This window comes from Enterococcus casseliflavus (assembly GCF_029215545.1).
Taxonomy (GTDB): Bacteria; Bacillota; Bacilli; order Lactobacillales; family Enterococcaceae; genus Enterococcus_D; species Enterococcus_D casseliflavus.
Window position 1 is genome coordinate 3,145,078 of the sequence record NZ_CP119393.1, and the last position, 25,736, is coordinate 3,170,813.

The 25,736-nt window shown below is 44.0% G+C and carries 23 protein-coding genes; 7 read left to right on the plus strand and 16 right to left on the minus strand.

The features are described 5' to 3' along the window. Positions 1–29 precede the first annotated feature (29 nt). Both P0G38_RS14810 and P0G38_RS14815 read right to left on the minus strand, forming a co-directional pair. The gene (locus P0G38_RS14810; protein WP_275852622.1) at positions 30–1,697 is read right to left on the minus strand and encodes a heparinase II/III family protein; all 1,668 of its coding nucleotides are present in this window, start codon (positions 1,695–1,697) and stop codon (positions 30–32) included. After that, entirely contained in the window at positions 1,694–2,542 is an 849-nt protein-coding gene (locus tag P0G38_RS14815; protein WP_121260118.1) for a hypothetical protein, read from the minus strand. The genes P0G38_RS14810 and P0G38_RS14815 overlap by 4 nt, the downstream gene beginning before the upstream one ends. Positions 2,543–2,711: 169 nt before the next feature. Here P0G38_RS14815 and P0G38_RS14820 point away from each other — a divergent pair, with 169 nt between their 5' ends. Further along, entirely contained in the window at positions 2,712–4,547 is a 1,836-nt protein-coding gene (locus tag P0G38_RS14820) for a DUF2264 domain-containing protein (RefSeq protein ID WP_275852629.1), read from the plus strand. Positions 4,548–4,791: 244 nt separating this feature from the next. Here the strand turns inward: P0G38_RS14820 and P0G38_RS14825 are convergent, their stop codons facing one another. Beyond that, positions 4,792–5,277, minus strand: a complete 486-nt coding sequence (locus P0G38_RS14825; RefSeq protein ID WP_005227363.1) for a hypothetical protein — start codon at positions 5,275–5,277, stop codon at positions 4,792–4,794. Positions 5,278–5,368: 91 nt separating this feature from the next. Continuing rightward, a complete protein-coding gene (locus P0G38_RS14830; RefSeq protein ID WP_081117124.1) occupies positions 5,369–6,136 on the minus strand; it encodes a helix-turn-helix domain-containing protein in 768 nt (255 codons plus the stop codon). Positions 6,137–6,237: 101 nt separating this feature from the next. Between P0G38_RS14830 and arfA the strand changes: the two genes are divergently transcribed. Next, positions 6,238–7,770, plus strand: coding sequence for an arabinosylfuranosidase ArfA (gene arfA, locus P0G38_RS14835; RefSeq protein ID WP_201691255.1), 1,533 nt, complete (start codon positions 6,238–6,240; stop codon positions 7,768–7,770). 243 nt (positions 7,771–8,013) lie between these two features. Here arfA and adhE read toward each other — a convergent pair whose 3' ends face one another. From adhE to P0G38_RS14880, 9 genes are all read right to left on the minus strand, one after another. Then, positions 8,014–10,605, minus strand: coding sequence for a bifunctional acetaldehyde-CoA/alcohol dehydrogenase (adhE, locus tag P0G38_RS14840; protein ID WP_008376050.1), 2,592 nt, complete (start codon positions 10,603–10,605; stop codon positions 8,014–8,016). 308 nt (positions 10,606–10,913) lie between these two features. Further along, complete coding sequence (locus P0G38_RS14845) at positions 10,914–11,405, minus strand: NUDIX hydrolase (protein ID WP_275852642.1); 492 nt, start codon at positions 11,403–11,405, stop codon at positions 10,914–10,916. 143 nt (positions 11,406–11,548) lie between these two features. Continuing rightward, positions 11,549–12,067 (minus strand): GrdB-related putative oxidoreductase, encoded by a 519-nt coding sequence (locus P0G38_RS14850; protein WP_275852646.1) that lies wholly within the window; start codon positions 12,065–12,067, stop codon positions 11,549–11,551. Positions 12,068–12,084: 17 nt separating this feature from the next. Further along, entirely contained in the window at positions 12,085–13,440 is a 1,356-nt protein-coding gene (celB, locus tag P0G38_RS14855) for a PTS cellobiose transporter subunit IIC (RefSeq protein WP_086339082.1), read from the minus strand. A 68-nt stretch (positions 13,441–13,508) separates the two neighbouring features. Continuing rightward, positions 13,509–13,841: a PTS sugar transporter subunit IIB gene (locus P0G38_RS14860; protein ID WP_005227348.1), complete on the minus strand. Its 333-nt coding sequence runs from the start codon at positions 13,839–13,841 to the stop codon at positions 13,509–13,511. Between the two features lie 39 nt (positions 13,842–13,880). Then, a complete protein-coding gene (locus tag P0G38_RS14865) occupies positions 13,881–14,828 on the minus strand; it encodes a glycosylasparaginase (protein WP_275852651.1) in 948 nt (315 codons plus the stop codon). Between the two features lie 123 nt (positions 14,829–14,951). After that, complete coding sequence (locus P0G38_RS14870; protein ID WP_275852654.1) at positions 14,952–16,253, minus strand: Sapep family Mn(2+)-dependent dipeptidase; 1,302 nt, start codon at positions 16,251–16,253, stop codon at positions 14,952–14,954. Between the two features lie 25 nt (positions 16,254–16,278). After that, complete coding sequence (locus P0G38_RS14875) at positions 16,279–17,007, minus strand: GntR family transcriptional regulator, LSA1692 subfamily (RefSeq protein WP_275852657.1); 729 nt, start codon at positions 17,005–17,007, stop codon at positions 16,279–16,281. Positions 17,008–17,033: 26 nt separating this feature from the next. Then, positions 17,034–17,876: a YitT family protein gene (locus tag P0G38_RS14880; protein ID WP_275852660.1), complete on the minus strand. Its 843-nt coding sequence runs from the start codon at positions 17,874–17,876 to the stop codon at positions 17,034–17,036. Positions 17,877–18,123: 247 nt separating this feature from the next. On the opposite strand from P0G38_RS14880, the gene P0G38_RS14885 reads away from it, so the two are divergent. After that, positions 18,124–18,555 carry an Hsp20/alpha crystallin family protein gene (locus P0G38_RS14885; RefSeq protein ID WP_005227339.1) on the plus strand — a complete coding sequence of 144 codons (432 nt, stop codon included), beginning with the start codon at positions 18,124–18,126 and terminating at the stop codon, positions 18,553–18,555. A 132-nt stretch (positions 18,556–18,687) separates the two neighbouring features. Here the strand turns inward: P0G38_RS14885 and yajC are convergent, their stop codons facing one another. Both yajC and tgt read right to left on the minus strand, forming a co-directional pair. Beyond that, entirely contained in the window at positions 18,688–19,029 is a 342-nt protein-coding gene (gene yajC / locus P0G38_RS14890; protein WP_005232170.1) for a preprotein translocase subunit YajC, read from the minus strand. An 83-nt stretch (positions 19,030–19,112) separates the two neighbouring features. Beyond that, positions 19,113–20,258: a tRNA guanosine(34) transglycosylase Tgt gene (tgt, locus tag P0G38_RS14895; protein WP_005227333.1), complete on the minus strand. Its 1,146-nt coding sequence runs from the start codon at positions 20,256–20,258 to the stop codon at positions 19,113–19,115. Positions 20,259–20,456: 198 nt separating this feature from the next. On the opposite strand from tgt, the gene P0G38_RS14900 reads away from it, so the two are divergent. After that, positions 20,457–21,167 (plus strand): DUF975 family protein, encoded by a 711-nt coding sequence (locus P0G38_RS14900; protein WP_275852668.1) that lies wholly within the window; start codon positions 20,457–20,459, stop codon positions 21,165–21,167. 449 nt (positions 21,168–21,616) lie between these two features. Here the strand turns inward: P0G38_RS14900 and queA are convergent, their stop codons facing one another. Continuing rightward, positions 21,617–22,648 carry a tRNA preQ1(34) S-adenosylmethionine ribosyltransferase-isomerase QueA gene (queA, locus tag P0G38_RS14905; protein WP_275852671.1) on the minus strand — a complete coding sequence of 344 codons (1,032 nt, stop codon included), beginning with the start codon at positions 22,646–22,648 and terminating at the stop codon, positions 21,617–21,619. A gap of 352 nt (positions 22,649–23,000) precedes the next feature. Here queA and P0G38_RS14910 point away from each other — a divergent pair, with 352 nt between their 5' ends. The 3 genes from P0G38_RS14910 to P0G38_RS14920 are packed head-to-tail and all read left to right on the plus strand — an operon-like array spanning position 23,001 to position 25,735. Next, positions 23,001–24,176, plus strand: coding sequence for a betaine/proline/choline family ABC transporter ATP-binding protein (locus tag P0G38_RS14910; RefSeq protein WP_005227327.1), 1,176 nt, complete (start codon positions 23,001–23,003; stop codon positions 24,174–24,176). A 3-nt stretch (positions 24,177–24,179) separates the two neighbouring features. Further along, positions 24,180–24,815, plus strand: coding sequence for an ABC transporter permease (locus P0G38_RS14915; protein ID WP_016609633.1), 636 nt, complete (start codon positions 24,180–24,182; stop codon positions 24,813–24,815). Then, complete coding sequence (locus P0G38_RS14920) at positions 24,815–25,735, plus strand: osmoprotectant ABC transporter substrate-binding protein (protein ID WP_010748740.1); 921 nt, start codon at positions 24,815–24,817, stop codon at positions 25,733–25,735. The genes P0G38_RS14915 and P0G38_RS14920 overlap by 1 nt, the downstream gene beginning before the upstream one ends. The last annotated feature ends 1 nt before the right edge of the window (position 25,736 follow it).

Below are 25,736 nucleotides of genomic sequence, written 5' to 3' on the forward strand. Positions count from 1 at the left end.
CGTCATTGCAAGGAAGCACCGCATCCTTCTCACCCTTTTTTTATTTTAATGGTCGTTTTGATTTTCCCTGTCTGCTCAAGCGCGTATTCGGCTTGGATCAAATACGCTTGTGCCTGTACACCATGGTGGTCATGATAAGTGACTGGCTGTATTTGGATCTTATCACTGGTAAAACGAAGAACACAGCGTGCTTTTTTTGTCATTAGTTGAACGGTCTTATCTTGCACCATTGGTGTTATGTTCGTAATAAAGTTTTCCACCACCAGATTCTTTGGTTGGTGCTCGTCAAAGACAAAATGGTCTTCGATCGTTACTTGTTGCTGCGAGACCACGAAGCGCCGCTGGTATTCAGTGACCGCTGCTTTCGGATAGAACACACTGAGGTCTAAGTCAAATTGCTGGTCATTAACCTGTAGCACCGTTGCTTCCTCGGCTGTTGGGCGTTGGGTGTGCTGGTTGATGATTGGCAGCGAATGACTGATTGCGGCTGCGGGAAAGTAGTGATAGCGCGTGTTCTCGTCAAAATACTCTTTGGTGTACTCCCCTGCACCAAGGTCCGTCAGAAACAACTCCTCTGTCGTTCCTAATACAAAATGACCGACATCGAGATGATTGTGGCTTTCTTGATTGCTCCCCCCTTTGGCAGCAAAAAAAAGATCCTGTTGCACATCTTTTGCCATGAACCACTGTGCTTGTTCAAAATAGTGATGAAACGAGGCATTCGTTTCTCGTGTGATCGCTTCGTTATGCCAATACAAATTTCGATAGCTGTGGGCAAACCGGTAGCAAGGATCAAAATCTAACGGACTGACCCCCGATAATTGGGGAACCGCCACGCCCAAATGCTCGTAGCAATAACTGACCAAGCCGCTAGGCAGTTCGATCGCCGAATAATCAGAAAAAGGAATGTAATGCCCTGGAGAAATCATCGTGTAATAAGGAAAAGCGGCAATTTTTCTGGTTTTAGGCTGCTTTAGGTAGGTATCTTCTTGCAATACTTCTGCCAACAATTGCGCATAATACAGAAAATAACCAAACCCATACGCCCAGTAACCGACGCCTTCTACACAAGCACCATCTTCGCCAAAGCTGTTGAGATAGCTTTGCATCGCAGTATCCAATCGTTTGATCATCCGCAATTGTCGCTCGCTTTTTCTCGGCAATACATAGAGCGCCGTCATTCCAAGACAGCCACCAATAACTGCGGACCAATTGTTCTCTTTTGTCTCCCACTCCCAGGTTTGCTCCTCGAAGGGTAAAAAAAGCCGTTGATCGATCTCATACAACACTCGCTCTGTGATGACTGGTGAAAGGTCTCCCCCAACCAACATAAACAACTCTGCTAAGGATTGCCCAGTTTCAGCTGCAAAAAGATCGACTGTGTGGCGCGCTTGCGAAGAAAACTGACCATCGACAATCGGCAGATGCGCTGGCAGACACCATGTATATTCATTGCAGATTTCCCAAATCACTTGCTCCAACAGCACTTTGATCGCTGCCTTACGCTCCATTTCATAAGCAAGTCCTAAAACCACCAACATCCGTCGGCGGGCAAAATAATGGGATTCGAAGGCAACACGATTCCCCGATTCGAGATACTCTTGATAGCCTTGATAAGGCAAATAGGGAATCTCACCAGTCTCAAGATAAGCCTGTGCCGCCTGTAAAATTTCTTCTTTTACATCTGCTGGATTCACGCGTTTTCCTCCTGAATGGAGCGTCCGAAGACTTCGATTTGGGTCAACGCTGGAAATGGTGAGGGATCGTCATTTTGGATCAGCTCATGCAATTTCACCCAAGTGACCGTTCGCGGCTGGAAAGAAAACCGTTGAGGCTGGCTGCTTTTGACCGTCTGCAAGATTTCTTGACTCCCGTCGGAAAACGCCAACGTGACTTGTTGCCAATAGCTATCATGGGGAAAATCCGCCCGTAACGTAAGCGCACATTGGTCGATGCGGACCTCATGACCAAAGTCGATCGTCAAAGCGGCATCTGCTTGTTGATTGATCCCCCATGAGCCATAGGGATAATTGCCATGAGACGTATTGGCAAAAATACCATCAATGGCGTTACAAGCGAAAAACGTCGCATCATCTCTTGTTTCAACATTGGCATGGGCATGCGGATAGGCACCCAAGAATTCTTTTTGATCATGAGGGTTTAAGGCGACGTTGCGGTAAGCCGCTAGTTCTTCTTTTGTTGCTACCCGCACACTCAAATAATGGCTTTTCCCAGCAAAACGGCCTTCTGGTGCGGCTTCTTTGGCATTTTCACTAAGATGTACGGGGTAGATCCACTCGTTGCCTTTGATGTACACCAAAGTAGTCGCCAGCGTTTCATCGAGTGTGACCCACACAAATTGTCCACTGCGTGAGAGCGAGACAACGATTTTATCTCCGTCCTCGTAACAATACTCTTGGGATGCCAACGTGACAAAGTCTTCCGCCGACGCTTGAAGAAGGGTAGGTTCACTTTCAGGTGTTCGTTTGCCTTTTTTTACTTGATGCTTTTGGTCATAAATCGTTAAGGAAATCTGGGTCATTGCATGTAGCTCCTCTCGTATTTTCTCCATTATAGCGATGTCGACAAAAAAATGTAACTGGTTCCAGCGATTTTTTACTATTTTTTTACTTAAAATCGAAAAATGTAACAGTTTCCATTTCTTTATTTTACTAAATAAAGTAAAATAACAAATAAAAGGAGCTGTTTACATGAGAAACTTCCAAGAAGCATTAAGTAAGAACCCTCTTCGAACCAAAACCGATCTAGAAGAGGCCCTTGTTGATCTGGTCACTCCCGTATACGAATGTATGGCACAACAAGGAACTCCCGGGAGGGTCCACCTAGGAAATTCAGGAGCAGTGTACACTCAGGAAAAGAGTGACGTCGAAGGCTTTTTACGGACACTCTGGGGATTGGGCCCATTGTTCAGCCAAGAAGAAGCGTGCCTTCGTTACCCAAAACTTTTTCAACAAGCCAATGCCGGGATCGTTGCAGGCACCACCCCGACCTCTCAGGAGTACTGGGGAAAACTGCATGACTACGACCAATTGTTTGTGGAAATGGGTGCCCTTGCTAGCTATTTGATTTTTACCAAACCCGTCTTTTGGGATCTCCTCACACCAAGAGAGCAAACAAATCTCTTTGATTGGCTCAATCAGATCAATCAGCACACGATCCCTAAAACCAATTGGCTCTTCTTTCGGATTTTAGTTAATACCTTCTTTGAAATGGCAGCATTGCCTTTTGTTGAAACCACCCTTTTGGCTGATCAAGAAGAGATCGAGAGGTATTACTTAGCAGACGGCTGGTATTTTGATGGCTATGAAAACCAAATCGACTATTATATTCCTTTTGGGATGCAATACTACGGACTCCTTTACAGTGTTCTTACTTGTCGTTCCCAATGCCCGTATCAGTTTAGCTACCGTCAAAGAGCCGCTACGTTTGCGCAATCCTTTAAACAGTGGTTCACGAAAACCGGTGCGGCATTGCCTTTTGGTCGTAGTCTAACGTATCGGTTTGCGCAATCAAGTTTCTTTGCTGTCGGTGCTTTCGCCGATATAGAATATGAAGGCTTCACAAAAAATGAAGGAAAATATTTACTGTTACAAAACATGCGTTACTGGTTTCGCCAACCAATCTTTACGCAAGAAGGCTTTTTAAGTATTGGCTATGCCTACCCCAACCTAAATATGGCTGAAGGCTATAACGCACCAGGATCGCCTTATTGGGCTTTCAAAAATTTCTGTGTATTGGCCATCCCAGCGGATGCTGAATTTTGGACGCTTGAGGAGCAGGTGCCAACCTTTGCCACACCGGTGCGCAATCCGCATAGTCGGATGCTTTTGGTGCATAACCAAGAAGGCACAGAATTGCAAGCTTTCACTGCGGGGCAACATTCCCACGAACATGCTCACGGCAATGCCAAATACGAAAAGTTTGTCTATTCGACAACGTTTGGGTTTAGCGTACCGAAAGCAACCGTTTTATTGAAACAAGGTGCCTATGATAATACATTGGCGATCTCAGAGGGGCAGACGGATTTTAAAACAGCTTTTGGTTACGAAGCCTTTGCGATTAAAGATGACTACGTCTATAGTCGCTGGCGCCCCTACGAGCAGGTCGTCATCGAAACCTTTGTGATTCCGATGTATCCTTGGCATCTGCGTTACCATCGGATTCAAACGGATCGAAGGTTGCAACTGGTCAATGGCAGCTTTGCAGCACCAGCTGATGGTGCTGCGCTTTCTAGCAAAGAAGGCACCTTTTATCAAAGCTCGGTTGGCTGTGTCGGTATCAAAAGCTTCCCGACGCATCAAGAAGGTACCCTCTTGATGCCAGAACCCAACACGAATCTACTTTATAGTCGAACAGTCATCCCTCAAATAAGCAAAACCGTTCTCGCCGGACAACAGGAATGGCTCGTTGCGTGTTTAGGCAATGCCTTTTCTGATCAGATTCCACCCTTTGATGTCACTATCACAGCGGACAAAGTAGCAATGAGCCAAGGGGATCAGAGAAAAACCATTCAGCTTAGCTACTAGCAAAAAATTACTGGCAAATGCTAGTAGAAAAGCTACCGAAAACACCTTTCTGATTTACGGGATTGAAGAATGTCCCCCCAGAAGTTCGATTTCAGTCTAAGGTTTCAGCATCGGTACCTTCTGATCCCTCCGTCTCTATTGGCAAAAAGCAAAAAAATACTTGTACCACAAAACGGTGCTTCACGTATTGTGAAGTGCCGTTTTTTGGGTACAAGTGATTCATGTTTTGATCGACGATCAGTGCTTATTTCCCAAAAAGCTTTTGGAGAAACCCTTTTTTCTCAGGGACTTCCTTTGTTTCAGTCACCTGAAGCGGTCCAGTTTCCTTCACGACTTGCTGAAAGCCACGATTGTCTTGCAGCAACAGACCGTTTAGTTCCAGGATCCCAGACAGACTGCCAATCATCCGCCGCACTTCTCCCGCACTTTTGCCGAAAAAGCGCTGGTCGTCATTTGCTTCGGCTTCTTCCAAAATAACCAGCAGCTGCTGGATGCTTTGATTTTGTTCACCTAAGACGTACGACAACTGGTCAACTTCCACTGTTGTAGTGGCCGCTGACGGTACTAAATCTGTTACGAGCTTTAAGCTATCTAAATAATCCTTTAAGTCAAAAATGAACGTTTGTGCCGCTTCATTATTCATTAATTGGCTTTGACTCAATTTTCTTTGTAGCGCTTCCATTTCACTTGAACGTTTAGAAAGTTCGCTTACGATCGTTTCTGTATCCATACGCCACCTCCTAATGACATTGTCCCGTTTTCTCTTTCATCCGTCAAGAATTCGTCGGACTTTTTTCTGCGTTTTTACCGATCAGACCTGCCTATTGCTCCTGTTGGTACTTTGACGGTGCGCAGCCATAGCGCTTCGCAAAGAGCCGATTAAAATGGTTGATGTTTTGGAACCCAGATTGAAACGCCGCCTCTCGAATCGTTAGTGTTTCGTTGCTGCGTAAATAAAAAAACTTTTGAAACCGAGCTTGCAATAAATCTTCTTTGGGCGTGGTATGAAAAAATTGTTGATAGAGCTTATAGAATTGGCTTTTACCGATGGAAAGCTCTCGGTTAAACTGGTAAAAATCCCATTGCTGTTCGCAATTGACTAACATTTTCAACCGCATCGCTTGAAACAGTTGATAGTGTTCGTTTTGTGGTTGCGGGATGCTTTCTTCAAAATTGCGTTCAAGTAAGACCAATAGATTTGTCATATACGCCGCGATCAATTCTTCCGTGTGCCGTTGTGGCAACAAGGATTCATGATTGATCTTTTGGATCAATTTGTTGATTTGTTGAATATTTTTCGGCTGGAACAGTTGGTTACAAGGGATCGCATAGGTTTCTTCGATCACCTGATCCGTTTGAAACTCAACAAAGCTATTAAAAAAATCTTCTTTGCCACGATAATCTTGATAGACGGTTGGAGGAAAAAGAATGCAGCTACCTTTTTCACTAGTTTCTTGATGACCATCTTCAAAAGTGAAAACCATTGGAGACAACGTCAACACGAAAAGATAATGCTTTAAGCCAGAGGGTCGATAAATATGATCGGAAACAGCATTGTGCATTTGAAATCCTGAATAGGTTACGTTCAACTTCTCACTCCTTCCTACTTGACTTTAGTATAAAGAAAACGGACAAAACGTCAATAGAATAAGACAGAATGTAGTGTTTATTTTCATGGACTATCGCTACAATGAAAGAAAAGAAAGGGGTTGCAAAATTGAAGAAAACTACGATGTATTTAGACAAACACTTTATTTTGGCACCAGTCGACAAACGGATCTACGGCTCTTTTGTGGAGCACTTAGGGCGCTGTGTGTACGAAGGGATCTATCAACCAGAAAGTCCTTTTGCCGATGATCAGGGCTTTCGTCAAGATGTCGCTGCCTTGATCAAGCAGTTGAATGTGCCGATCGTCCGTTACCCAGGAGGCAATTTCGTCTCTGGGTATAAATGGGAAGATAGCGTCGGCCCTAAAGAGCAACGGCCAGCAAAAATTGATTTGGCCTGGCGGGTAATCGAAAGCAATCAGTTCGGCTTAAACGAATTTATGGATTGGACCAAACAAGTCAATACGGCACCGATGATGGCGATCAATCTTGGGACACGAGGAATCGAAGCAGCGAAAAACTTGATCGAATACACCAATTTAAAAGGCGGCAGCTATTATAGTGACCTCCGTCGTGCCCATGGGGTGGCCGATCCTCATGACATCAAACTTTGGTGTCTAGGCAATGAAATGGACGGTCCTTGGCAAGAAGGACATAAGACAGCCGATGAATATGGCCGTCTCGCAGAAGAAGCTGGCAAAGCGATGCGTTTGGTGGACCCAACGATCGAAACCGTCGCTTGTGGTAGTTCTTCTCTCACGATGCCGACCTTTGGCATGTGGGAAGATACAGTATTAAGTCATTGTTACGATCAAGTCGACTACATTTCCATGCACCAATATTATGGCAACCGTAACGGCGATAGCCAAGATTATCTAGCAAGCAATGTCGCAATGGATCAGTTCATCAGTCAAGTCGCAGCAATCTGTGATGCAGTGAAAGCCAAACGCCGAAGCAAGAAGACGATCAATATTTCCTTCGACGAATGGAACGTCTGGTATCACTCAAATGAACAGGATCAAAAAATTGAACCTTGGAGTCAACACCCACCACAATTAGAAGACGTCTATCACTTTGAAGATGCGTTACTCGTCGCAAGCATGATGATCACGATGCTTCATCACGCAGATCGCGTTAAAATCGCCTGCATGGCACAGCTGGTCAACGTGATCGCACCGATCATGACTTCCGATACTGCCGCTTGGAAACAAACGATTTTTTATCCCTATGAAATGATCAGCAACTATGGTCGCGGTCACGTGTTGCATAGTATTCTTCGAGGGGCTGATTTCGATAGCAGCCACGGAAAAGCTTCTTATGTGGATGCCATTGCGATCGAAAACGAAGATGACTATTTGACCTTTTTCTTAGTAAATAAGGATTTGCAGGATGCCAATGAATTCACTTGCGACTTGCGTCAATATGATTCATTGCAAATCGCTACCCATCAAGTCTTGCACCATCCAGACTTGCATGCCGTCAATACCGAAGCAACCCCGAACAACGTTGTGCCCGTCAATGGAAAAACAGCGGAATTGAATGACGGCATTTTGCGTGTCGTCTTGGAAAAACAAAGCTTCCAGATGCTACGCTTGAAGAAAAACGGCAGCAAGTAACGAGTATATCTGTTTAAGCAAAAAAAGCAGCAGCCTTGGTGACATCCTGAAAAAACGAGACTTTTACGGAGTGGAGAAATCCACTCCTTTTTTATGATCCCCCCTGTTCACTTGCTATTTTTCGCATTCTTAACTGATCTGGGCAAGGAAGCGGCAACTGTCGGCTTACTTTTCCAAAAAAAGAGACGACAAAAGAACACCCTACGGCAGCTAAGATACCGCAGGGTGTTCTTGATTCATTGTTTAGCCGTTATAGGCATCAACGATGATTTGTTTCAATTCAGAGATTAGTGGTTCTTTTGGATTTGCTGTTGTACATTGGTCTTCGTAAGCCAATTCAGCCATGCGATCAACTGTTGTATCTAGTGTTTGTTGAGTGACGCCTTGCGCTTTCAAGCTCATGTCGATACCCACAGATTGTCCTAATTCGTAAACAGCTGTTGCCAATGCTTCAACCAATTCAGCCGTTGTTTTGCCTTTAAGGCCTAAGAATTTCGCAATGTCTGCGTAATCTGTATCGGCACGGAAGAAGTCATATTTAGGGAACATTGCATGTTTTTGTGGGTCTTTGGCATTGTAACGGATGATGTGCGGTAAAAGAATCGCATTTGTACGTCCGTGAGGAATACCATATTCACCACCGATTTTGTGGGCTACTGAGTGACAAATACCTAGGAATGCATTGGCGAAGGCCATACCTGCCATTGTTGAGGCATTATGCATTTTTTCGCGAGATTCCATATCAGGTGTTTTCACTGATTTTTCTAAGTAGTCAAAGACTAACTTGATTGCTTGTAAGCTCAATCCACGAGTGTAATCAGATGCCATTACTGACACATAAGATTCGATCGCATGAGTCAAAACGTCCATTCCAGTGTCTGCTGTAACAGAAGCAGGTACTGACATTACGAATTGAGGGTCAACGATTGCAACATCTGGTGTCAATGCGTAATCAGCTAATGGGTACTTCACGTGTGTTTCACTGTCAGTGATAACCGCAAATGGGGTTACTTCAGAACCAGTACCAGACGTTGTTGGGATACAAACGAATTGCGTTTTTTCTGGTTTGTCGATCTTGTATGTCCGTTTACGGATATCTAAGAATTTTTGTTTCGCGCCGAAGAATGAAGTATCTGGGTGCTCATAGAACATCCACATGCCTTTGGCAGCATCCATTGCTGATCCACCACCAAGGGCGATCACTGTATCTGGTTTGAAATCAACCATCATTTTTGTTCCAGCGTAAACGGTGTTTGTTGATGGGTTTGGTTCTACGTCAGAGAAGACTTCGATTTTCACGTCATTTTTACGACGAGCAAGTACTTCACGAACCGTATCGCAATAGCCGAATTGAACCATACCAGGGTCACAAACGATCATGACACGTTCAACGTTTTCCATTTTCTCCAAGTACATTAGAGAGTTCTTTTCAAAGAAGATTTTTGGTGGCAATTTAAACCATTGCATATTATTTCTCCGTTTCGCTACAGTTTTCACGTTGATCAAGTTCACAGCAGAAACATTTCGTGATACAGAGTTTTTCCCGTATGAACCACAACCAAGTGTCAATGATGGAATCATTTCGTTGTAGATATTTCCGATACCACCTTCTGCAGATGGTGTATTAACTAAGATACGGCAAGCTTTCATGCGTAGGCCGAATGCTAATTGCAAGTCTTCGTTTTCAGTGTGGATCACCGCTGTATGGCCTAATCCGCCTAAATCAAGCATTGCTTCACATTTTTCGAACGCGTCTTCTGTGTTGTTTGCTTTGATCATTGCTAAAACTGGAGAAAGTTTTTCTCTTGATAGTGGGTAATCAGCACCGACACCGTCAAGTTCAGCGATCAATAATTTTGTTCCTTCTGGTACGTTGATGCCTGCTAATTTCGCGATATCCATTGCTGAATGACCAACGATTGCTGGATTTACGGCATATTTCCCTTCGTTCATCACGGCATCTTCAAGTTTTTGTAATTCTTTTGCTTTTACAACATATACTTGATGTGCTTCAAATTCTGCTTTCACAGAGGCATAGACTTCTTTATCAACGATCACTGCTTGTTCAGAGGCACAGATCATTCCGTTATCAAAAGTTTTTGACACGATCAAGTCATTGACTGCTCGTTTCACTTTCGCTGTTTTTTCGATATAAGCAGGTACGTTCCCTGGTCCAACACCTAATGCAGGTTTACCAGTTGAGTATGCTGCTTTGACCATGCCAGCGCCACCAGTTGCTAATACGATCGCAATTCCTGGGTGGTTCATCAATAAGCCAGTCGCTTCGATTGATGGATGTTCGATCCATTGCACACAGTTTTCAGGTGCCCCAGCAGCGATGGCTGCATCACGAACGATACGTGCAGCTTCTGCTGAACATTTTTGTGCAGATGGGTGGAAAGCAAAAACGATCGGGTTACGTGTTTTCAAAGCGATCATTGCTTTAAAGATCGTTGTAGATGTTGGGTTAGTTGTTGGTGTTACCCCACAAACGACACCAACTGGTTCAGCGATTTCAATCAAGCCTTTTTGTTTGTCTTCATTGATCACGCCGACTGTTTTGTCATGTTTGATACTGTTCCAAATATATTCTGAAGCGTACATGTTTTTGATCGCTTTATCTTCATAGATACCACGGCCAGTTTCTTCTACTGCCATTTTAGCTAAAGGCATATGTTTGTCTAATGCTGCCATTGCCATTTCATGAACAATGTGGTCCACTTTTTCTTGATCAAAGCTTTCCATTTCTTTTAACGCCACATTTGCCTTCGTTGCTAAATCGTCAATCATTGCTTGTACGTCGATTGTCACTTCTTTTTCCAATGTCTTAGCCATTGTATGTCCTCCTAGTTTTTAAACATGTTTTGTTTGTTAACTACTTCACATACAGATCATACAACATCTTTTTTCGTTTGTAAATAGTTTTTGTGATTTTTTTCACAGTTTTATTAAACTCCCTTTAAATTAAGCGTTTTCAAGAGGTTTTAAGGAAAAGAAGTGGACAAAAGTTTCGGTTTTTATTAAGAAAAATGTCATGTGCTAAATTGAACAATGGAGGGATTTACGAAAACACCTTATCCCTACTAAATATGATCATCTGCTCTTTTCACTTTTTCTGTCAAACGTCTTACGATCTGAAAGGATTATTCATAAGAAGGGTCCTCTAATACATCCCATTTCATTAGGCGTTGGCTTCTTGCCGTAAATGCCTTCTGTTTAAACACCTCACAAGCTTTTATTACAAGAGGTGATGCATTTTCTTCATTTAGCTGCTCGATGGGTAAGAAAACTGCTCCCAATGAATCCTGTCCAGTAAATTGGTGAACGTTTTTTTCAAGTTTTCCAACGATTGCTCGAATCTCATAAAAGACACAGATATGATTGTTCATTGTTGTCTCTTTGTATCGCCAAGGATAGAGAAAATTAATTGTTCCAAATTGATGATAGCTAGTGACAGTCATGCCGGTTTCTTCTTTAAATTCTCGGCACAGCGTGTCTTCCAGCAACTCACCTGCCTCCATGCTGCCGCCCGGCAAATCATAGCGGTTTTGATAAGGTCCCGCCTTCTTTTTGATGGCGGCCAAGCAATTACCTTGAAACAAAATTCCATATACTCCAAATGCGGTATGGTACAACCGAATCCCTCCTAACTTGTATCTATTCTACGTAAATCAAAATAAATCATCAACAGGCTTAGTCGATTTATGTCTTACATCGAACACGTTTGGCTTGATTCACACACAAAAAAACGACCAGCCAACGCTGATCGTCTTTCTCTTTAAAACAAATCCTCTTGGTCTACTTCTGTTAGAGGCTTCCCGTGGGCAAGCTGGGAAACAACGTGCGCCATCTTTTTGTAGGAATCATTCAATCCGATTCCGCCTTTTTTCGGCATCTTCAAGATATAGATGTCTTTGACATAGATTGCCACTGCTGGGTTTTCCTCTGACATCGCTGCAGCCCCTGGAATTCCTTGTGCATTGAATACTTTCGTCAATCCTGCTGCCATTTCGCCAAAATTAGGATAATGCATCGCAGGTCCGCAAAGAACGGCATCGGCGTCAAATTTTTTAGCAAACCCCACAAATTTTTTATTCACTTCTTCTTGATGCTCGTGATAATATTGGTCACCACAATAAAGTGTTGCAACGATTTGTGCGTCTTGCTCTTGAAAAAGTGGATTCAAGGTTCGACCTGGACCAAGGGCAGCTTTTTTACCGCTTGGCGGCAACTGAGCATTTTCATCACTTCCCATCCCTGCAGTGACATGATTAAGAATCAAAATTATTTTTTTCATGAGCGGTGCCTCTTTTCTTACAGATCATCAAAATCGAAATCATCAAAATTGATTTCCTCTTCTTCTTGTTCAACGGTATCCGCTTCTTCTTTTAGATATTGATTATCTAAGACTTTGATAAACGGATAATAAATAGCCATTCCTAAGAGGATCAACAAGACTTGTAACACGGACGCTTGCCAACCACTGACTAAGAAACCAGAAATAATCGGTGGTGTGGTCCATGGCAGTTGAATTCCATTGGTATAGTTGACTAACCCAAGATCCATACAGAAGTAAGAGATAATAATATTGATCGTTGGCACTAAAGCAAAAGGAATCAGCAGAACTGGATTCAAGACGATCGGTAACCCAAAGATGATGGGTTCATTGATCCCGAAAATACCTGGGATTAACGATAACTGTGATAGTTTTTTGACCCGTTGGCTTTTACAGACTAAGATCATGACTAAAATCAAAGATAATGTCGAACCGCCCCCACCAAAGGTCGCGAACATGTCTTGAAATTGACCGGTGATAATGTTAGGAATTTCTGCGCCATTCTTGAAAGCATCTAAGTTTTCAATAGATAATGCCCGTAAGATAGGATTGAAGACAGCGCCGACCACACTAGAACCATTGATCCCAAAGAACCAGAAAAAATGCAAAAATAGGTAAGCTATGATCATGGCACCTAAAGTATTTCCTAAACTTAACAACGGTGTCTGTAAGAACTTAAAGAGGATCTCTTGGAGATTGCCATAAGACGTCAAGTTTGCTAACCAGTTGGCGATCATAAAGACCGTCACGATCACAAAGCTGGGAATCAACGCCTCAAAGGATTTCACCACAGTTGGGGGAACACCGTCAGGCATTTTGATCGTCCACCCTTTGCGTAATAACGCAACGAACATTCTGGTGGAAATCAAGGCAACAACCATCCCTAAGAACAAACCGCTAGAACCCATCCATCGTAATGGCAGGCTGCCAACTTCATATACTTCCGTAGAGCCTTCTGGTGTGAAAACGGTCGTAAATGGTGTCACGATAAAAAAAGAAACGAGTGAAATAATGGCTGCTTGCATGGCATCAACTTTAAACTGTTTTGCCAAACTATACCCGATCCCACCAACGGCTAAAATCGTCATAATGTCAAAGCTGGCTGTTGCTGGCATATTCAACATCGTTGCCCAATTGTCTCCCAGCAAACTGCTCATCATCTCGTTCCAATTTGGAATCGGAAAATTGGTCAAGACTAAAAAGAGTGAACCCACGATCAACAACGGTGTGGATAATAAGAAACCATCACGAATCGCAATCAAGTATTTGTTTTCACCGATCGTCTTTGCCATCGGTGTTAACACTTTTTCTAACCAGTTTAAAAATTTCTGCATTTTTCTTCCTCCCATCTGCGTGCTATCTGGCAGATAACACGTAGTCCCCTGTTACTCCAACACTTTTATTACTTTGCTTTGGCTTTTTTGATCAAGCTTAAGGCATCTTTCAACGCTCGTTCGCCATCCATCATGCCGTATGCTTCTGTCGCGATCGTGCCGACTGGAATCCCCATTGGCTCGAAAGTTGCTTTCATTTTGCTATCTAAGTGTCGTACTTGTGGACCTAACAAAATAGCGACTGGTTTTTCTTGTTCGACTTTTTCTTCTGCATGGATCGCAGGGAATGCTTCGATCGTCAAAGGCATGTTGTGCTTTTTGACGACTTCCATCATTTTATTGACCATGATACTCGTTGACATTCCAGCTTCACAAAACAAATAGATTTTTTTCGTTGCCATATCCATTCCTCCAATGTTTGTTTTTCTCAATCGCGGTTGTTAGACCGGCGCTTTGATCCGTTCTTCATACGCCTCCAACCATTCTTTCGTGATGGGTTCGATCACGGTTGTCTGCTCAGGTCCTGGTGTTGCCATAAAAATAGCAGGCTCTTGATTGGTGGTTGCGACACTAAAGGTAAATTCTACATTGGTTGCCACCCCCCAGCGACCCTGTTTATCTAAGGCGATCAGCGAGAAGGCGCCGGCTTTGCCGTAGCGCTTCTTCAATCGCGCTTCAAAGTCGTAAACGGCTTGATCACATGCTTCTTGCGGTGCTAGCCCTTCTCCCATCAAACGGACGATTTCGTAGGAAAGGCAGCCTTTCATCAAGTCTTCCCCTAACCCTGTGGCAGCGGCACCGCCGATTTCACTATCCACATAAAAACCAGATCCAGATAAAGGTGAATCGCCAACACGACCGCTTTTTTTCATAAATAAACCAGAACTAGAGGTTCCTGCTGCCATGCTTTGGTGTTCATCCAGCGCAACTACTCCCACTGTATCGTGGCCGTCATAGGGATCGAGGTTGTTGGCAGCGATCTCTGCTTTGCGCTTTTCCCAAATGGTTTTGGCTCGCGGTGTCAGCATCTCTTTGGGCTGGAATCCTTCGGCAAGCGCATAAGCGACCGCTCCTTGGCCGATCCGAAAACTATTGAATTTTTCCTCACTTAGGCTGCGTGCCACGGAAATAGGATTTTCCACATCGACGATCCCAGCGACGGCACCAATTTTGAAGGTATCACCATCCATGAAGGCAGCGTCCATTTCCAACACGCCTTCTTCGTTGGGCAGCCCGCCATACCCCACCGATTTATAAAATGGATAATCTTCCACTGCTTTAATGGCTGTTTCTACTGCATCTTGGCAGGAGCCTTGTTGTTCTAATATTGATTTAGCAGCGAGCACGCCATCGTGTGCCATCCGCCATGTAGCAATCATTCCCCACATAAATATCCCTCCATTTTTCATAGCGCTTTCAAGTATATTCTATACGGTATATACTACTATGTCTATACTAAAAAAAGAGTTTCTCAAAAAAATGGAAAAACTCTTCTTCGTTCGTGTCTTCGCTTATTTTGTCAGTGCTTGTAAGCTGCGCAGATAAATTTCAAGATTCATCCGTAGATCGGCAACCGCCATGTACTCATCTTGGTTATGAGCGATCCCTTTTTGCCCTGGAAAAGACGGACCGAAAGCAAGGATATTTGGCATCTTGCGGGCATAGGTTGCTCCTGTAGTGGTCACGGGGGTTGGATCATTGCCCGTTACTTGGTGATAGATCGTCGATAGCGTTTGGATTTCGGGGGCATCTTTTGATCGGCAGAACCCCGGAATGCTGCGAAGGATCGTAAGGCTTGCCCCTTCTGGCAATGCCTTTTGCACCCCAGCGAGCACTTGTTCCTCTGTTACCGATACCGGATAACGAAAGGCCACTTCTAACGCTAATCCACTGGCGGATTTTTGGAGAACCACAGGGGTCAAGATCAACTTTCCTGAATCAGCATCTTCTAGTACCAAATCAATGCCTTCGCCATAGTGCTGCTGGTGAAAACTTTGGGTGATCCACTGCAAAGCTGCTTGCACGGACGGTGTCGCCGCTAGTTGCGGTGCTGCTTGCTGCGCAAGTTTTGTAATGGCGTTGTCCCCTAGCTCAGGGGCATTGCTAGGGGAGCGTTTGCCTAGTGCTTCAAAGGACTGGCTGCCTATGGTTACCGATAGGTGGTCTGGCACATGATCGCGGAATTGATCGCCAGAAAACGCCGCTAACAGCTGCTGTTCTTGGGCGGGCAATGGAAAATCAAGTTGCACATTGACGACACCTCGTTCGCCGTAAACCACTGGATACTTGCAGTCTGGCGTAAAACCAAAACGCGGTGGCTGCTCAACCGATAGATAATGCGGGATATCCGACATGCCGCTTTCTTCATCTGTACCGAAAATGATCCGCAGCGGTAATTGCGGTTGATGCCCAAGGTCTTTCAACAATTTCATGGCAAACAAACAGCTGATGATCGGGCCTTTGTTGTCTAAGATCCCACGGCCATAAAAGTTGCCGTCCTTTTCAGTTAGTGCAAACGGTGGGTAGCTCCAGCCAGAACCTGCCGGGACGACATCCAAGTGTCCTAACACACCGATATAGTCGGTATCCGTTGGTCCCCAATGGGCATAGCCGATCGCATCATCAATGACCGTTGTTTGAAACCCGTATGCTGCGCTTTTTTCCATGATGTATGCTAACACTTCTCGTGGTCCGGTGCCATAAGGCGCATGGGGCGCCGACTCACCTTTGACGCTTGCGATCTGCATCACCTCGCTCAAAAGCGTGAGAAATTCTGACCAATTGGCTTCAATACTTGCTGTGAGTGGATCCATTGTCTTCACCTCTAAAGGATTGATTTTATTTTTGACGCACTAATGTATTTTTGAAGGTATATTTGTCTGCTCGGTAATAGGATGTATCGTATAAGATCGGTTTGGCTGATGCGGAATAGGTCATCGAATGGACCAAAAGCATCGGTTCCTCTTGAGGCACCTGTAAAAGTTTCGCAATATCGGCAGGACTTTTCACAGCTTCCACCTCTTGATGGGAATAACCAATCTCGATGTTGGCTTCAATAACTTGATATAAAGACGACTCTAATTGTGCTTTCGTGAGTTCTGCGGTGCCTTCTTGCAGATAGCGTTTCAGTACGTAAAGATTTTCCACCGTCATCGGCTCATCATCAAAGTAACGCAAGCGCACCAAATAAACGATCGGTTCCTTGCCATAATCGCCAAACAGCTGACCAATCTCTATCGGGAGTTCTTTGACGGTTTCGATATGCAGAACTTCCGTACGGGTCTTTTTCCCTTGGACCTTTGCAGTTTCAGTAAAACTTTGAAGACCGCCGGAGCCGCTTTGGATCTTGGGCTGTTTCATGACATAGGTTCCTTTGCCTTTTTCTTTCACTAACAAATTCTGGGCAATCAATAAATCGATGGCTTTGCGCACCGTTAAACGGCTGCACTGAAATTCCTCTGCTAAATCATAATCGGAAGGAAGTTTTTGGCTCGTCACGTACATACCTTCATGAACCCGTTGCGCAATCTGCTGGGCAACTTCTTGAAATACTGCTTGTTTTTTCAACGTCTCTCCTACTTTCTTTCACTTTGCTACCATTCATAAAACGATCGATTGGCACTGACGCCAGAAGAAACACTGACAAATGCTTGTTCATCGATTCCTTGGATCATGCCTTCGACGGTCTTGAGTTCTCTATGGGAAATGACCAGTAATAATAGTTTTTTCTGTTGATGATCAAATCCACCTTCGACATCGTTGATGACCGTGATGCCTCGCTGCAAGGCACATTGCAGCGTCGTAATGACGGGTTCTGCTTTTTCTGTAACGACCAGCAGCTGCACACGCCGCTGCTTCAGGTTGACGTAGTCGACCATCCGCCCACTGATGAAGAAGGAAATGGCGCTATAAAAAGCATAAGGCCAGCCAAAGATCAGCCCAGCTGCTAGCTGCAAACTGACATTGAAGCCGATAAAGAAACTGCCGATACTTCTACCAGTGGCTTTTTTCACTAAAATCCCTAAAATGTCAAGCCCACCCGTTGAAAAATCGTCGTTCAATGTCAAGCCCACCGACACCCCGTGCAGCAATCCGCCAAACACGGCACAGATCACCGGATCGGTCGTTAAAGCAATGACCGGTACTACCTTCATCATAACAGAAGACAGGACGACGGTACAAACCGTCATGATGGTAAATTCTCGATCGATTTTGACCCAAGCAACCGTTAACAATGGCGCATTAAAAAAAAGCACCAAAAGCGGGATCGAAAGCTGCAGATTCAACTGCTCATCTAAAAGCTGCGACAACAATTGCGATAAACCAGTGATCCCACTCGCATAAATATTTCCCGGCAACCAAAAGAGATTTAGGGCAATCGACGACAGCAATGCATAGATCAAAGCAACAAGCATTCGTTTTCTATAACGTGCCATGTTTTTCCTCCTCCACTTCGCTTTTAGTATATATCATTAAGTATATACTGTCACGCAGAAAAAGCAGGCGAAATGAGGGGGAAAACAGGAACGAAGCAATGTAAAAACACGCCAAAACCAAGGAGTAAAACGTTGGTATCAAAGGTTTTTTAAGATTTTTTTAAAGCGAGTAAATCACTTGAAATTCGCTAAAAAATGAATAAAATAAAAAGTGTAAAAACAAAAGAATAAAGAAAGGATGATTCTTATGACACATGAGATTGTGCCACGCCGCTCAGATTCATACAGTATGACACCTTTTGATTTCTTTGAAGATTTTGGCCGCAGTTTTTTTGATGGGTTTCCATCGAACCTGATCAAAACCGATATTCACGAGAATGACAAGGAATTTCTCGTTGAAGCAGAACTGCCTGGCATCCCTAAAGAAAATATTCAAGTAACCTATGAGAATGGGGTTTTAACGATTACGGGACAACACCAGACGGATCATGCGACCGAAGATGAAAAAGGACGTCTGGTTCGCAGCGAGCGCAGCTTGACAAGCGTTCGGCGACAATACCTGTTAGAAAACGTCAAAGAGGATGAAATCAAAGCCTCTTACGCTGAAGGAATTTTGAAATTGACGTTGCCAAAAGACCAAGGCAAACAAGCGTCAAAGAAACTGATTCCGATCGAGTAACGAAGGCAATCAAAGCACCGCAGCAAAACGAGCGATCTCTGTTTTGCTGCGGTGCTTGTTTTATTTTAGAAACTGTCCGACTACTAAAAAAAATGCACCGTCGCTTCTGAGAAAGCGACGGTGCGTTTGTGCTTATTCTTTGGTTTCGTCTTGGATGCTCGTTGCGTCTTCGACATCAGCCGGTTCGATTTGTGTTTCAACGGATGCAACAGTTCCAGGTTTCACTGTGCGGATCGCTGAACGATCAAACTCTAAGAAAATTCCTTCACAGTCGATGATCACGGTGCTTTTTTCTGTGTTGACTTCAGAAAGAACGCCGTGGAGTCCGCCGATGGTTACGACTTCATCGCCAGCTTTCATATTTTCTAAAAGATTTTTACGCTCTTGCTGTTGTTTCTTTTGTGAACGACTCATAAAGAACCACATTGCCACTAAAGCAACCAGCATAAAGAGCATTGGTAAAGATTGTGCCATTTTTTTCACCTCGATTTATTTTCTTTCCTATAAGATACTTTATCAGAATTCCTCTATTATTCCCACCATTTTAGTAGAGAATGTTAGAAATTCCTCGCATTTTCCTTGTTGAACCCATACTCTTCAATAAAATGCTCACGGAACTCCAACAAGTTGTCATCCATGATGGCTTGACGGACATTTTTCATCAGATTCAATAAGAAGTAGACATTGTGGTAAGACGTCAAACGCATACCAAAGGTTTCATCACATTTGATCAAGTGGCGGATGTACGCACGAGAATAGTTTTTACATGTATAGCAATCACACTTCTCGTCAATTGGTCGAAAGTCACGGGCATATTGCGCATTTTTCACGACTAAACGACCTTTTGAAGTCATACAGGTACCGTTTCTTGCGATCCGTGTTGGTAAAACGCAGTCGAACATATCGACACCGCGAATCACGCCATCGATCAAGGAGTCAGCTGCCCCAACGCCCATCAGGTAACGTGGTTTGTTTTCTGGAATCCAAGGAGTCGTAAATTCCAACACGCGATTCATTTCCGCTTTTGGTTCGCCAACTGACAGGCCGCCGATGGAATACCCTGGGAAGTCCATACTGATCAAGTCTTGGGCACTTTGCTTGCGCAAGTCTTCAAAGCCTGCACCTTGAATGATCCCAAACAAGCCTTGACGATCTGGATTGGCATGGGCTTTCAAGCCACGCTCCGCCCAGCGAGACGTCCGTTCCACCGATTTTTTGACGTAGTCATAGCTTTCATCAAATGGCGGACACTCATCAAAACTCATCATGATATCTGACCCTAATTTGTTTTGGATATCAATCGCTTTTTCAGGAGATAAAAACATTTTCGATCCATTCAAATGGTTTTTGAAATGGACACCTTCTTCGACGATGTTACGCATTTCGGCTAATGAAAAGACCTGAAAACCACCAGAATCTGTTAAGATTGGTTGATCCCAATTCATAAATTTATGTAAGCCGCCTGCTTCTGCAACAATGTCTTCTCCTGGACGTAACCACAAGTGATAGGTATTGCTTAAAATGACGCCTGCACCCATTTCTTTCAACTCTTCAGGGGCAAGGGTTTTGACCGTTGCTAATGTGCCGACTGGCATGAACATTGGCGTTGGAAAGGTTCCGTGAGGCGTGATCAGTTCGCCTAAACGGGCACCGGTATGCTTTTCTTTCTTTATCAGACGATAACGAATGGCTGGTTCCGTCATTCATTTCCCTACTTTCTCTCTATACTCGATTAACTGTGCAACGCTATCTATGATAAGGGTTGCCCTTACATTTTGCAAGGAAGTTTAAAGAAACTAAGAGTATTTTCTCCTAGTCATGCGAAACATCTATTACTTTTTTTTGAAGATTTAGCGAAAGTTTGCTATCATGTTATTTATATTGAAGGGAGGTTTTTTGAAATGAAATCAAATAGAGAACTAAAAGCAGAAGCAAAAGCAATGCTGCGAGGACGCTGGAAAGACAGTGTTTTGATGTGTATTGTACCGACTTTGATCTCGATCGCTATCGCATTCGTCATTATCGTCCTTACTGTTATTCCATTGTATCAAAGCGGTATGTTCAATGATCTTGGTTCTACCGATGCAGTCAATTCCGCTGGCGGCAGTGGTGGCAGTGGCGGCGGCGGTTTGATCAGCGGTCTATTTTCTGCCTTATTCGGTGCTGGGATCTCTTGGACTTTCCTTGACATTTTACGCGGTAAGAAGCAATCGATCCAGCCCTTTTCTGATGTCTTTCGCGGCTTCAGTGGCGCTTTCGTGTTAGGGATCATCGTCATCTATATTCTGTCGACTATTTTCACGACACTGTGGACATTCCTGTTTATCATTCCAGGGATCATTAAAGCTTATTCTTATTCTCAAGCGTATTTTGTCTTTTATGATACCTATGAAGAAACGGGCATGCGACCAGATTTTCTCAGCTGCATCACAGGTAGCCGTCATTTAATGAGAGGCTACAAAGGTCAACTGTTCATCCTTGATCTGAGCTTCATCGGCTGGCACATTTTGGCCATCATGACTGCAGGAATCGGCTACTTATGGCTGACGCCATATATCAGTGCAACCAAAGCAGCGTTTTATGACAATCTGCCTAAACGAGCACTTGCTTAAAAGATCGGTTCGCCGGTCTTTTTTTTGAGGAAAACGACCTTTTTCTTTTGCAAACGCTTCCGTTTCGTGTTATAGTATACGTGTAAGGAAGGTAGCAACTCTGTTGGTGGTTTTCGTAAATATCGCAAACTCAATCTACTAAAAGTTGTTGAACGTACAAGTTTCACCTAGTACCAAACGTGTAAAGTAACAAGAAGAAAAACGTAACAAGGATCGAACATTTCCATATCGAAAAATGATACGTCTCATTTTGTATCGGAATACACGAAACATGTGTAAGTTTGTAAATGAAAACAAATTTTCGAGAAACATTGCTTTGCATGGACCACAAAAAGCGACCACCACTTATACCTTCCTCTAGTAGTAAGCTGGGCGACAAAAAAGCAGTTCTAAAAGTTGAGAAATTGTTTCAACTTAAAGAGCCGCTTACGTCGCTCAGTTTTTTTTGTTTATTTTAAGAACATCGCATCGCCAAAGCTAAAGAAGCGATACCGCTCATCGATGGCATGTTGGTAGGCAGAAAGTGTTAGGTCGCGTCCTGCAAAGGCACTGACTAACATCACTAAGGTTGATTTTGGTAAATGGAAGTTGGTAGAAAAAGCTTCCACGATTTTAAACTGATAGCCTGGCGTGATAAAAATACTCGTCCACCCACTATCGGCTTTGATTTGCCCATCAAACTTAGTCCCAATGGTTTCTAACGTACGGATCGAAGTCGTTCCGACTGCAACGATCTTGCCGCCATTTGCCCGAACCTCGTTCAATTGAGCGGCAGCTTCTTCTGTCAAACGGTAAAATTCGCTGTGCATCTCATGATCAGCGATATTATCGACACTCACTGGACGAAACGTTCCTAAACCAACGTGCAAAGTCAGATAAACCAGCTTGACACCTTTTGCTGCGATCTGCTCTAGCAATTCTGGGGTAAAATGCAAGCCGGCAGTTGGTGCAGCAGCTGAGCCGTTTTCTTTGGCATAAACCGTTTGATAGCGGTCTGGGTCTTCAAGCCGTTCTTTGATATAAGGCGGTAACGGCATTTCGCCAAGTGATTCCAGAATCTCTAAAAAGATCCCTTTGTATTGAAAACGAATGATCCGGCCGCCGTGATCGAGCTCTTCTTCCACCACTGCCTCTAATCGTCCGTCGCCAAAGGTGATCTTCGTGCCGACTTTGGCTCTTTTGGCTGGCTTGATCAAGGTTTCCCACATATCCCCTTCAATATTGTTCAGTAAAAGGATTTCCAGATGGGCACCTGTTTCTTGTTTTTCGCCATAGATACGAGCTGGTAATACCCGTGTATCATTCATCACCAAGGCATCCCCTGGTGCCAATTCATCAATGATGTTATAGAAGTGCTTGTCCTCAAATTTGCCAGTCTCACGGTCAACCACTAATAAACGGGAACTTGAGCGATCGCTTAATGGCGTTTGGGCGATCAGTTCTTCCGGTAATTCAAAATCAAAATCTTCAGTTGTAAGCATGTTGTTCCTCTCTTTCCCTAAATTCTTCTCTATTCTAGCATGTTTTTATAAAAATTGAAAAAACAGCTTTTTATTCTGCCCTTTCTTAGAAAAAAATAAAGAGACTGCTGCCAAGGCATTCTGCAAAAAAGCACCCTTTTTCCCAATGAAAAATAACGGGGGATCTTCGCCGTTTCTTTTCCCTATGCATCGCTCCTTAATTTGGACTTGCTTCTGGCGCTATTTTCGGTTTTGTCTATACAATTATGAAAAAAATGGGCAGATTATTTGAATAACAAGGGACTTTTCGGCATACTTAGTACAGATTCTAAGCCATTATTCAGATTGCTTAAATAAAAATAGAGGTGACATCATGATTGAGTTTCAGCAGGTATCCAAAATTTACAAAGGTGGTAAAGTCGCTGTTGAAGATGTGAATCTTTCCTTTGAAAAAGGCGAATTCATTTGCTTCATCGGGACAAGTGGTAGCGGAAAGACGACTTGTATGCGGATGATCAACCGTATGACGGATCCTTCTAAAGGAAAAATCTTGATCAATGGAAAAAGCGTTACAGAGATCAACCCAGTGGAATTACGCCGTCAAATCGGCTATGTGATCCAAAGCATCGGTTTGATGCCTCACATGACGATTCGGGAAAACATTACACTGGTTCAAAAATTGTTAAAAGTCAGCCAAGAAGAACGCAACAAAACTGCCGAGCGCATGATCGACTTGGTGGAATTGCCGCGAGAAATGCTCGACCGTTACCCCAACGAATTATCTGGGGGCCAACAGCAACGGATCGGTGTTGTCCGTGCCTTGGCAGCTGACCAAGATGTCATCTTAATGGATGAGCCTTTTGGCGCACTAGACCCAATCACTCGTGATTCCCTACAAGATTTGGTCAAAGACTTGCAAGAACGGCTTGGAAAAACCGTCGTCTTCGTTACCCATGATATGGATGAAGCATTGAAACTTGCTAGCCGCATCGTGATCATGAGTGAAGGAAAAGTCATTCAATTTGATACACCAGAAAATATTCTGCAACACCCAGCAACACCGTTTGTGGAAGAATTGATCGGTGAAGACCGCTTGTTGCAAGCAAAACCTGACACGACGCCAGTCAAAGACGTGATGTTGAATACCCCGATCGCTATCACACCAGAAAAATCCTTACAAGAAGCGATTCACTTGATGCGGGAAAAACGGGTCGATACCTTGCTGGTTACCGACAATAGCAACGTGTTAAAAGGCTACATCGATGTCGAATCCATCGACCGCAACCGTGGCAAAGTTACTAGTGTCGGCGATATCTTGAACAAAGATGTCTTTTTCGTTCGTGAAACCGCCTTGTTGCGGGATACCTTGCAACGCATTTTAAAACGCGGCTTAAAATATGTGCCGGTAGTAGATGCCGACAAACATTTAGTCGGGATTTTGACCCGTGCTTCCTTAGTTGATATCGTTTATGACGTGATTTGGGGCGATGAGCCATCGATCATGGAAGCCATTGAGTCGGCGAAACCTGAAGAAACTGAGGAGGTCTAGCGCATGCAAAGCTTCTTTAATGAATATGGCGGCCAATTGGTCACCAAAAGTCTCGAACACTTGTATATCTCCTTTGCTGCTTTGCTCTTAGGGATCCTTGTTGCTGTACCGATCGGTGTGATCTTGACCCGTTTCCCCAAAGCAGCAACGGTCGTGATCGGCATCACCAGTGCGCTGCAAACCGTGCCTTCTTTGGCACTATTGGCATTGATGATCCCGATTTTAGGTGTCGGAAAAGTCCCTGCCATCGTCGCTCTTTTCATTTATTCCTTGTTGCCGATTTTGCGAAATACCTACATTGGAATGAAAAAAGTCGATTGGAATTACCGCGATGTTGCCAAAGGGATGGGAATGACCAACTTACAGTCGATCATTAGTGTGGAATTACCCCTAGCGATCCCAACGATCATGGCAGGGATCCGCTTATCGGCCGTGTATGTTTTAGCCTGGGCTACCTTGGCTTCTTACATTGGTGCCGGTGGGCTTGGTGATTTGATCTTTAGCGGACTAAACAATTACCAACCGCCTTTGATTTTTGCTGGAACGATTCCAGTGACGATCTTTGCTTTATTAGCTGACTGGTTACTGGGTTTGTTAGAAAACAAACTGACACCAGCTGCCTTAAGGGGGGATGCGTAATGAAAAAAACTTCAAAATTAGCGCTGTTGTTTTCCTTAGGTGTCGCTTTACTGTCCGGCTGTTCCTTTCCCGGTTTAGCCTCGACTTCTGATGAGAATACCGTGGCGATCACAGGTGGCATCACTTCCGAAGCCCAAATTCTTGGCGCGGTGGTTGCCGGTATGGTCGAACACTATACGGATAAAAACACAACCGTCATTAACAACTTAGCAACAACGACCATCAATCACCAAGCGATGATGAATGGCGATGCGTCGATCTCAGCTGCCCGCTACACAGGAACTGACTTGACCACGACGTTAGGGTTGGAACCAGAATCTGATCCGCAAGCCGCCTTTGACAAAGTCAAATCAGAATTTGAGCAACGGTACCAACAGACTTGGTTCCCTTCTTACGGCTTTGATAACACGTATGTCTTTCTTGTCAGAAAAGATACTGCCGAAGAATACGGATTGGAAAAAGTCAGTGACTTGAAAGATGTCGCAGATCAATTGGTTGCAGGGGTCGATACCGCGTGGATCACACGGGTCGGCGATGGGTACGATGGCTTCCAGAAAGCCTATGGGTTCTCTTTCCAAAACATCCTACCGATGCAGATCGGCCTCGTCTATGATGCTGTTGATAACGGAAAAATGGATATCGTTTTAGGGTACTCAACCGACGGCCGGATCGGCAGTTACGATCTCGTGATGCTGGAAGATGATCTAAACTTCTTCCCGCCTTATGATGCCGCACCGATCGTCGATGACAAATTGTTGAAAGAAACACCTGAAATCGGCGATGCCCTGAACAAATTAGCAGGCAAAATCGATACCGAAAAAATGCAAGAATTGAATTACCAAGTGGATAATGACCTTCTAGAACCAACGGTAGTTGCCGAACGTTTCTTAGAAGAAAATAATTACTTCGAAGGAGAGTGAC